At 68.5% G+C, this 8,824-nt stretch carries 8 protein-coding genes and 1 pseudogene; 4 read left to right on the top strand and 5 right to left on the bottom strand.

Annotated features, from left to right (window positions below):
• Positions 1–145 precede the first annotated feature (145 nt).
• From ACFQ36_RS17945 to ACFQ36_RS17935, 3 genes are all read left to right on the top strand, one after another.
• Complete coding sequence (locus ACFQ36_RS17945) at positions 146–652, top strand: prepilin peptidase (RefSeq protein ID WP_377016082.1); 507 nt, start codon at positions 146–148, stop codon at positions 650–652.
• Positions 653–723: 71 nt separating this feature from the next.
• A complete protein-coding gene (locus tag ACFQ36_RS17940; protein WP_377016080.1) occupies positions 724–1,194 on the top strand; it encodes an NUDIX domain-containing protein in 471 nt (156 codons plus the stop codon).
• A 129-nt stretch (positions 1,195–1,323) separates the two neighbouring features.
• The gene (locus tag ACFQ36_RS17935) at positions 1,324–2,784 is read left to right on the top strand and encodes an amino acid permease (protein ID WP_377016078.1); all 1,461 of its coding nucleotides are present in this window, start codon (positions 1,324–1,326) and stop codon (positions 2,782–2,784) included.
• A gap of 102 nt (positions 2,785–2,886) precedes the next feature.
• Here ACFQ36_RS17935 and ACFQ36_RS17930 read toward each other — a convergent pair whose 3' ends face one another.
• From ACFQ36_RS17930 to ACFQ36_RS17920, 3 genes are all read right to left on the bottom strand, one after another.
• Positions 2,887–4,314, bottom strand: a complete 1,428-nt coding sequence (locus ACFQ36_RS17930) for a class II fumarate hydratase (RefSeq protein ID WP_377016076.1) — start codon at positions 4,312–4,314, stop codon at positions 2,887–2,889.
• Positions 4,315–4,429: 115 nt separating this feature from the next.
• Positions 4,430–5,050 carry a carbonic anhydrase gene (locus ACFQ36_RS17925; protein ID WP_377016074.1) on the bottom strand — a complete coding sequence of 207 codons (621 nt, stop codon included), beginning with the start codon at positions 5,048–5,050 and terminating at the stop codon, positions 4,430–4,432.
• Between the two features lie 43 nt (positions 5,051–5,093).
• Positions 5,094–5,738, bottom strand: a complete 645-nt coding sequence (locus ACFQ36_RS17920) for a DUF4245 domain-containing protein (RefSeq protein WP_377016072.1) — start codon at positions 5,736–5,738, stop codon at positions 5,094–5,096.
• A gap of 203 nt (positions 5,739–5,941) precedes the next feature.
• On the opposite strand from ACFQ36_RS17920, the gene glpX reads away from it, so the two are divergent.
• A complete protein-coding gene (gene glpX / locus ACFQ36_RS17915) occupies positions 5,942–6,979 on the top strand; it encodes a class II fructose-bisphosphatase (RefSeq protein WP_377016070.1) in 1,038 nt (345 codons plus the stop codon).
• Between the two features lie 99 nt (positions 6,980–7,078).
• On the opposite strand, the gene ACFQ36_RS17910 is transcribed toward glpX, so the two are convergent.
• Entirely contained in the window at positions 7,079–8,095 is a 1,017-nt protein-coding gene (locus ACFQ36_RS17910; RefSeq protein ID WP_377016068.1) for a lipid II:glycine glycyltransferase FemX, read from the bottom strand.
• A gap of 20 nt (positions 8,096–8,115) precedes the next feature.
• A pseudogene (locus tag ACFQ36_RS17905) lies at positions 8,116–8,824 on the bottom strand (mannose-6-phosphate isomerase, class I); the annotation flags it as partial.

Here is an 8,824-nt window from a genome sequence, read left to right as displayed (position 1 = left end):
AGAGGACCCCGGGCCCCGGCCGCGCCCCCAACTGCCGGGGCCCGGGCCCGGCCGGCGGCACAGGCACGGACCGGTGCAACCGCCGGCTTTCCACAGGCCGGCCGGGGCCGGAAGGAGCGCGGGGAGCATGCTGTAGCTTAGGGCTATGATCGCGCAACTGGGACGGCTCTGGCCCGCGGACCCGCTGCCGTTCTGTGCGCTGCTGGCAGCCTGCCTGTACCTGCTGGCCATTGGTTTCCGGCTGGGCTGGATCGATGCACGCACCCACACCCTGCCCAACCGGATCGTGTTCCCCGCCTATGCGGTGGCCCCGGCACTGCTGGCGACGGCGGCGCTCGCCGGCGGCGGTACGGCACGGCTGTGGGGAATGCTGGGCGGGGGAGCGGCGCTGTGGTCCTTCTACTTCCTGCTGCGCTTCGTCTATCCGGCGGGGATGGGCTTCGGGGACGTGAAGCTGGCCGGCGTGCTCGGGATGTACCTGGGCTACCTCGGGGCCGGCCACCTGCTCTGGGCCACCTTCGCCGCCTTCGCCCTCGGCGGCCTGTACGGCATCGTCCTCGTGGCGCTGCGCCGCGGCAGCCTGAAATCCGCCATCCCGTTCGGTCCGTTCATGCTGCTGGGCGCCGTGGCGGCCATGCTGCCGGCGGCCTAGCCTTCAGCGGCCGCCGCGTCCCGGGCGCTGCCGGCTGGCCGTCGGGCCCGCGGGCAGCATAGCGTAGGAAGATGCCCACGCCCGACTTCATCCTGCAGCTGCGCTCCAAAATCGGCCATGACCTGCTCTGGCTGCCGGGGGTCACCGCGGTCGTGCTGGACGATGCCGGACGGGTGCTGCTCTGCCAGCGCGCGGACAACCTGCACTGGACCCTGGTCACCGGCATCGTGGACCCGGGGGAGCACCCGGCCCGGACCGCGGTGCGCGAGGTGCTGGAGGAAACCGCGGTGGTGGCCGAGGTGGAACACCTGGCCGAGGTGTACGCCGGCGGGCCCATGCAGTTCGTGAACGGGGACAGGGCCCAGTTCCTGAACCTGACGTTCCGCTGCCGGTACGTTTCCGGCCGGGCCCGGGTCAACGACGACGAGTCCGCCCAGGTGGGCTGGTTCGGCCTGGACCAGCTGCCGGAGTTGTCCGACTACCATCTGGACCGGCTGCAGGCAGCCCTGCGTGCCACCGGCGTCCCGGAATTTGTCCGTTAGGGGCCGCAGGCTATTCCGTGCGGACAGCCTGCGGTCCATACTCAAGAACGTACAGGGCATCCGCACGGCGGACCCGCCCTTGGAGCGGGGTTCCGGCGGCAGATGCGGGCGCGAGCATCGGAGTCCGGCATGTCCATCTGGAGCGGTTCGCAATCCATCATGAGGCGCAAGCCGATTACGGAAATGGAGGTGGAAAGCAAGCAGAGCCATCTGTTCAGGAGCCTGGGCCTGTGGCAGCTGACGGCCATTGGCGTCGGCGGGATCATCGGCATCGGCATTTTCACCCTGGCCGGCCTGGTTGCCAACGGCGGCGAAACCGGCGAGCCCGTCGGTCCGGCGGTGCTGATCTCGTTCCTGGTCGCCGGCCTGGCCAGTGCCGCCGCGGCTTTGTCCTATGCCGAGTTCGCGGGCATGATCCCGTTTGCGGGCTCCGCCTATACCTACGGTTACGTGGCCCTGGGCGAGGTGATCGGCTGGTTCATCGGCTGGGACCTGCTGCTCGAATACACCGCCATTGTCGCCGTCGTGGCCATCGGCATTTCCGGGTACTTCACGGAGTTCATGGGCGGCATCGGCGTCGACGTGCCGGCGTGGATGCAGGGCACGCCGGACACCGTCGAAGGCGGCCTGGTAAACCTGCCGGCAATCGTGGTCTGCCTCCTGATCACCTGGATCCTCAGCCGCGGCACCAAGACGTTCGGGCGCTTCGAACTGGTGGCGGTAGGGCTCAAGATCCTGCTGATCCTGTTCATCATCGGGCTGGGGTTCTTCTTCGTCAACACCGCGAACTACACGCCCTTCATGCCCTCGGGCTTCGGGGCCGTCTTTGCCGGGGCGGCCACGGTGTTCTTCGCGGTCTTCGGCTATGACGCCATGAGTACCGCCGCGGAGGAGGCGACCGACGGCAAGAAGCACATGCCCAAGGCGATTCTCCTGTCCCTGCTGATTGCCATGACGCTCTACGTCCTGGCCACCCTGGTGCTGACCGGAATGCAGAACTACACGGAAATCAGTCCCACGGCCGGGTTCGCGTCCGCCTTCCAGAATGTCGGGCTCCCGGTGATCGCCACCATCATTTCGGCCTTCGCGGTGATCTCGATCCTGACCGTCATGCTGACCTTCCTCCTGGGCGTGACCCGCGTCTGGTTTTCCATGAGCCGCGACGGGCTGCTGCCCTACTGGTTCGCCGTCACGGACAAGCACGGGACCCCGCAGCGGGTGACCTGGATCGCCGGCATCGCCTCGGCCCTGCTGGCCGGCGTCTTCCCCATCCGCGCCGTGGCCGACCTGACCAATATCGGGATCCTGGCCGCCTTCGTCGTCGTCTGCGTGGCCGTCATCGTCCTGCGCCGCACGCGGCCGGACGTGCCCCGCACATTCAGGCTGCCGTGGATGCCGGTGGTTCCCGCGTTCGGCGTCCTCGCCTCCGGCTTCCTGATGCTCCAGCTGCACTGGGAGACCTGGCTGCGCTTCGTTATCTGGCTGATTATCGGGCTGCTCATCTACTTTTTCTACAGCCGGAAGCATTCCCTGATGAATCCGTCGAGTCCCCGCCACGCCTTCCTCAAGTCGCTCGAGGAGGAAACCTGAGGAAACCCGGAAAGGGCCCGGCCAGGGGCGGATGCCTGGCGCACCGCGCGAAAAAGCGCCCCCGGTCCGCGGACCGGGGGCGCTTCGGTGCAGGACCGCGGGTTACTTCTGCGGGGCCTTCGTCATGGACAGCACGTCCAGGGCCGAATCCAGCTGCTCCTCGGTCAGTTCGCCGCGTTCCAGGTAGCCCAGGGCCACCACGGCCTCGCGGATGGTCAGGCCTTCCTTGACCGCGTGCTTGGCGATCTTGGCGGCGTTCTCGTACCCGATGTACTTGTTCAGCGGGGTGACGATGGACGGGGAGGCCTCGGCCAGGAAGCGGGCGCGCTCCACGTTGGCCTCGATGCCGTCGATCATCTTGTCCGCCATCACGCGGGCGGTGTTGGCCAGCAGGCGGATGGATTCGAGCAGGTTCGCGGCCATCACGGGGATGCCCACGTTCAGCTCGAAGGCGCCGTTGGTGGAGGAGAGGGCAATGGTGGTGTCGTTGCCGATGACCTGGGCGGCGACCATGATCGCGGCCTCGCAGATGACCGGGTTGACCTTGCCCGGCATGATCGAGGAACCCGGCTGCAGGTCCGGAATGGCGATCTCGCCCAGGCCCGTGTTGGGGCCGGAACCCATCCAGCGCAGGTCATTGTTGATCTTCATGATCGAATAGGCGATGGTGCGCAGCTGGCCGGACGCCTCGATGAGCCCGTCGCGGTTGGCCTGCGCCTCGAAATGGTTGCGGGCCTCGGTCAGCGGCAGGCCGGTGTCCTCGGCGAGCAGGGCGATGACGCGCTGCGGGAAGCCGGCCGGGGTGTTGATGCCGGTGCCGACGGCGGTGCCGCCGAGCGGGACCTCGGCCACGCGCGGCAGGGAGGCCTCGATGCGCTCGATGCCGTAGCGGATCTGGGCCTCGTAGCCGCCGAATTCCTGGCCCAGGGTCACGGGCGTGGCATCCATCAGGTGGGTGCGGCCGGACTTGACGACGTCTTTGAACTGCTCGGCCTTGCGGCCCAGCGAGGCGGCCAGGTACTCCAGCGCCGGGACCAGGTCTTTGATCAGTGCGCCGGTGGCGGCCGCGTGCACCGAGGTGGGGAACACGTCGTTCGAGGACTGCGAGGCGTTGACGTGGTCGTTGGGGTGGACCGTCTTGTCGCTGCCGGCTTCCTTCAGGGCGCGGGTGGCCAGTTCGGCAATGACCTCGTTGGTGTTCATGTTCGACGAGGTGCCGGAGCCGGTCTGGAAGACATCGATCGGGAAGTGCTCGTCATACTTGCCGCCGGCAACTTCGTCGGCGGCGTTGGCGATCGCCTCGGCAAGTTCCTGGTCGAGGACGCCCAGCTCGGCATTGGCGCGGGCGGCGGCCTTCTTGATGCGGGCCAGCGCCTCGATGTGGGCGCGCTCGAGGGTCTTGCCGGAGATCGGGAAGTTTTCCACCGCGCGCTGGGTCTGCGCACGGTACAGGGCGTTTACCGGGACCCGGACCTCGCCCATGGTGTCGTGTTCAATGCGGTACTCGGCAGAATCAACAGTGGATGTCATGGGTCCCAGCGTAGTAGCCGCGGGCCCCCCGCCTGAAACTTGTTTCAGGCGGGGGAGGCTGCTGCGCGTTCATGTCCGAGGGACCCGCCGAAACTCGCTGCGCCGGGCGGCCGCGCTATTGCCCGAGGGCGCCGGCGCCGGAAACCAGTTCCGCCTGCCCCTCGGCCAGCCGGTAGGCGACGCCGACGACGGCGGTGCGGCCGTCGTCCACCGCGGAGGAGAGCGCCCGGGAGCTGTCCAGCAGGCGCTCGGCGGTCTGCTTGACGTGCTCGACCACCATGTCGTTGACCTCCTCGAAGCCGTTGCGCCGGGCAGCCAGCACGGAGGGGGTGATCCGCTCCACCAGGTCCCGCAGGAATCCCTTGGGCATCTCGCCGGTGTCCACCGTCTCCTTCGCCGCGGTGACGGCGCCGCAGCTGTCGTGTCCGAGGATGACGATCAGCGGCACCTTCAGGATGTCGACGCCGTACTCGAGCGAGCCGAGCACGGCGTCGTCGATCACCTGTCCGGCCGTGCGCACCACGAAGGCGTCTCCCAGGCCCAGGTCGAAGATGATTTCGGCCGCCAGCCTCGAATCCGCGCAGCCGAAGATGATGGCGAACGGATTCTGCTGGTTGACCAGCGAGCTGCGCCGGGGGGCGTCCTGGTTGGGGTGGCTGGAGGTTCCGGAGACAAATCGTTCGTTGCCCTCGCGCAGCTTCTGCCACGCCTGGGCGGGTGTCAATGTAGTTGCCATTTTGCCAACATTACTCCCGCTCGCCGGCGGCGCGGACATTGGATTACTTGTCGTCCAGCGCGTCGGCGACGGCGGCGCCCAGCGTGTCGAATTCGGCCAGCTCCGCCGCGCCCTTGAGCACGATCGTGTAGCCTGCCTCCTCCAGCACCAGGCTCTTGTCCCCGGTGCCGCGGTCCCGCAGTTCCCAGTCCGCGCCGCCGATCCGGCGCTGGCCGGTGACGGGAGCCTCGCCCGTGGCCTGGGCCAGCCAGGTGGGGTTGGCCTTGTTGGTCTGGACCAGGGCAATGTGGTGGCCGTCCGCGGTCAGGTAGCCGGCCTCCCAGGCCGGAACCTTGGCGGTGCCGCCGGCGTTCCAGCGCGCGTAGTTCGAGGACCAGCCCCCGGGCACTTCCGGGACCACCGGCAGGTAGCCGGCGGCAGGCTCGGCCTGCCGCGCCACGCCCGGGACATCGATGTCGCGGTGGTAGGTTTCGGGCTTGCTGCCGGGGTTGAGCAGGACGACCGGAATGACCGCGGCCACCGTCAGCAGGACGGAAATGACCATGCCCTTGATGGTTTGGTTCGCCCGTTTGGCCTGCTTGGGGGTCAGGATGGGCTTCACCGCCAGTTCATCCGGCGGCTGCACCGGGTCGGGGCCCGGTCCGGAGGCCGGAGACACTGCAGGTACTTCGGGGCGCGCTTCACTCACCCCTCCATTGTCGCTTAAGCCGGGCGGGTGCCCGGCGCCGGCCGGCGGCAGCCCCGCCGTCGTAATGGTGCGTTGGCTCACAAGCCAGCCGGCGCGGCGGCGGACTATGATCGAAGCTGATGGAAGATCCACGTCAAGTCCAGGAATCAGACGCAGTTCCGGAGCCGGAACTGTCCCAACCGCAACTCGAAGATGAGGTTCTCGTGGCCAAAGCTGTACCGGATGCCCAGTATTCAACCCTGTCCCCGTCCCTGGCAGTGGGCAACAACGAGCCGGACCGGAACCTCGCCCTGGAACTGGTCCGCGTGACCGAGGCCGCCGCCATCGCCGCCGGCCACTGGGTGGGCTACGGGGACAAGAACGCCGCCGACGGCGCCGCCGTGGACGCGATGCGCTCCTTCCTTTCCACCGTGAACTTCAACGGCGTCGTTGTCATCGGCGAGGGCGAAAAGGACGAGGCCCCGATGCTGTACAACGGCGAGCGGGTGGGCAACGGGCAGGGCGCCGAATGCGATGTGGCCGTGGACCCGATCGACGGCACCCGCCTGACCGCGCTGGGAATCAACAACGCGCTGTCCGTGCTGGCCGTTTCCGAGCGCGGCAGCATGTTCGACCCCTCCGCGGTGTTCTACATGGAGAAGCTCGTGACCGGCCCCGAGGCCGCGGACCTGGTGGACCTGCGCCTGCCGGTGAAGCAGAACCTGCACCTGATCGCCAAGGCCCAGGGCAAGAAGATCAACCAGGTCAACGTGGTGATCCTGGACCGGGACCGCCACAAGCCGCTGGTCGAGGAGATCCGTGCGGCCGGCGCCCGCACCAAGTTCATCATGGACGGCGACGTCGCCGGCGCCATCGCCGCGGCCCGCGAGGGCACCGGCGTCGACGTGCTGATGGGCATCGGCGGCACCCCGGAGGGCATCGTGACCGCCTGCGCCATCAAGTCCCTGGGCGGGGTGATCCAGGGCCGGCTGTGGCCGACCAGCGACGAGGAGAAGCAGAAGGCCCTCGCCGCCGGCCATGACCTGGACCGGGTGCTGACCACCGACGACCTGGTCACCAGCGACAACTGCTACTTCGTGGCCACCGGCATTACCGACGGCGACCTGCTGCGCGGGGTGCGCTACAAGTCCAACCGGGTGCTGACCCAGTCGATCGTGATGCGCTCCAAGTCCGGCACCATCCGCTTCGTCGAGGGCGAGCACCGGGCGGACAAGTGGGAAGGCTGGGAGCGCAAGAGCTGACCGGCTCCCCGCTTCCCGATCGGCTCGGCGGATAATGCCTTTCCCGGCGCTGGAAAGGTTGTTATCCGCCGGGCCGATCGGTTTTGGCGGGCAACCGGGTCAGCCCTTGAGCTTTGCCCTGAGCCTGTCCAGGACGGGGACGACGGCGGTCCCGGCCTTGCGCACCGCCGGCAGTGCCGTGCCGCGCAGCAGGTCCCGCAGCCTGCGGGCGGCACTGTAGGCGGCATACCCCGGCTTGTTTACCGGCAGGTCCCAGGTGCCGGGGTATTCAACCTCGAACCCGCCGAAGGAGCGCTTGAAGCGGGAAAAACCGGCCCACTCGTGCTCCGGCTCGTCCTCGGGCGAGACGCCCCACATGTCGAACAGCTGCTGTCCGGACGCCTTGGCGTCCACCATCATGGTGACCACCAGCGGAATCCCGGCATTGAGCTTGCGGTGCTTGTCGTCGGCGGCGGCGTGGGCATACACCCGGGTGGTGGGCGTGTCGTAGGACAGTGCCGCGGCAATCGGCTGTCCGTCCAGCCGCGCAACGAACAGCTTCGCGGCCCCGGCCGGCATCAGGGTCCTGGCGGCCTGGGCCAGGTAGTCGTCGGACTGGGCCTTGAACTCGGCCCGTGCGGAGACATCGTGCAGGAACCCCAGCAGGATTCCGATGTCCGCCGGGTCCGTGGAGATGTCGAAGCTGACGCCCTTCTTGTGGATGTTCCGGTACAGGTTGCGGCTGGTGCTGCGCATCCCGGCCAGGATCTTCTCCTCCGGCTGGGTCAGGTCCACCATCCAGGTCAGGTGCGGCTGCACGTCCACCGGCGCCCGGCGCAGCCCGTGGCCGGCCAGCACCGCGGCGGCCTTGTCCCCGAGCCCGGCCGCCGCCGGTTCCACCCGGACGTAGTGCGCCTTCTCGGCCTTGGCCAGGGCATGCAGCGCGTCCAGGGCCCGGGCGAAGGCCGCCGGGTTGTCCGCGACGGGGCCGTAGGGGGTGTACAGGAAGGAACCGAGCGGAGTCTTTTCGTGGATGGCCAGGAAATTCCAGCCTTCGCCGCTGCGCATGAAGACCTTTTTGCCCAAGTTGCGCTGGAATTCGGCCCACGGGGCGGACTGCAGGATGGAGGCGGACATGAACTCTCTTCCGTTGATGGTCAGTTGGCGCCGGCACTTCCGGACGTGGTGACGGCGAACAGCACGGCGGGGGCTTCGCCGCCGAGAACGTGGTGGACCAGCACGGGCTGCTCGAAAGCCGGGATGAAGGCCGATTCCCCGCGCCGCAGCCGCAGGTCCGTGCGGGGGGAGTCCAGCAGCGCGCTGCCGGAGACGGCCAGCACGACGGCGGGGCCGTGCTGCTCCAGCGGCACCGGCCCGTCCCCGTCCCGCAGTTCGATGCGCTGCAGCTGAAACTCGGCGAAGGGCGGGCAGTACAGCTCCTGGTCGGTGTCCGTAATCCGGCGCTCGACCAGCGGCGGCCGCATCGGGGAGAAGTCGCAGATCCTGGCCAGTTCCTCGACGTTGACGTGTTTGGGCGTCAACCCGCAGCGCAGCACGTTGTCGGAGGAGGCCATGACCTCCACGCCGAGTCCGCGCAGGTAGGAATGGATGTTCCCGGCGGGCAGGCACAGCGCCTGGCCCGGCTCGAGCGTGACATGGTTGAGCAGCAGCGAGACCAGGGTTCCGGGGTCCTGCGGGTAAAGGTCCGCGAGCCAGGCCACGGTGGCGAATTCCGGGCCCAGCCGGCCCGGAGCGACGCCGGCCAGCGCCGCTGCCGCAGCCTCCACCAGGGCCGCGGACTGTGCGCCGCCCTCCAGCAGTGCCAGGAAGGCTTCGCGCAGGCCGGCGGAACCGTCACGGTGGGGC

The sequence above is a fragment of the Arthrobacter sp. GCM10027362 genome (assembly GCF_042679445.1).
Lineage (GTDB): Bacteria > Actinomycetota > Actinomycetes > Actinomycetales > Micrococcaceae > Crystallibacter.
This window is presented reverse-complemented; position numbering and strand designations above follow the sequence as displayed.

What these genes read in the sequence shown, in the direction of transcription:
- ACFQ36_RS17945 (WP_377016082.1), top strand. Translation starts at nt 146, where the DNA reads ATGATCGCGCAACTGGGACGGCTCTGGCCCGCGGACCCGCTGCCGTTC.
- ACFQ36_RS17940 (WP_377016080.1), top strand. Translation starts at nt 724, where the DNA reads ATGCCCACGCCCGACTTCATCCTGCAGCTGCGCTCCAAAATCGGCCAT.
- ACFQ36_RS17935 (WP_377016078.1), top strand. Translation starts at nt 1,324, where the DNA reads ATGTCCATCTGGAGCGGTTCGCAATCCATCATGAGGCGCAAGCCGATT.
- ACFQ36_RS17930 (WP_377016076.1), bottom strand. Translation starts at nt 4,314, where the DNA reads ATGACATCCACTGTTGATTCTGCCGAGTACCGCATTGAACACGACACC.
- ACFQ36_RS17925 (WP_377016074.1), bottom strand. Translation starts at nt 5,050, where the DNA reads ATGGCAACTACATTGACACCCGCCCAGGCGTGGCAGAAGCTGCGCGAG.
- ACFQ36_RS17910 (WP_377016068.1), bottom strand. Translation starts at nt 8,095, where the DNA reads ATGTCCGCCTCCATCCTGCAGTCCGCCCCGTGGGCCGAATTCCAGCGC.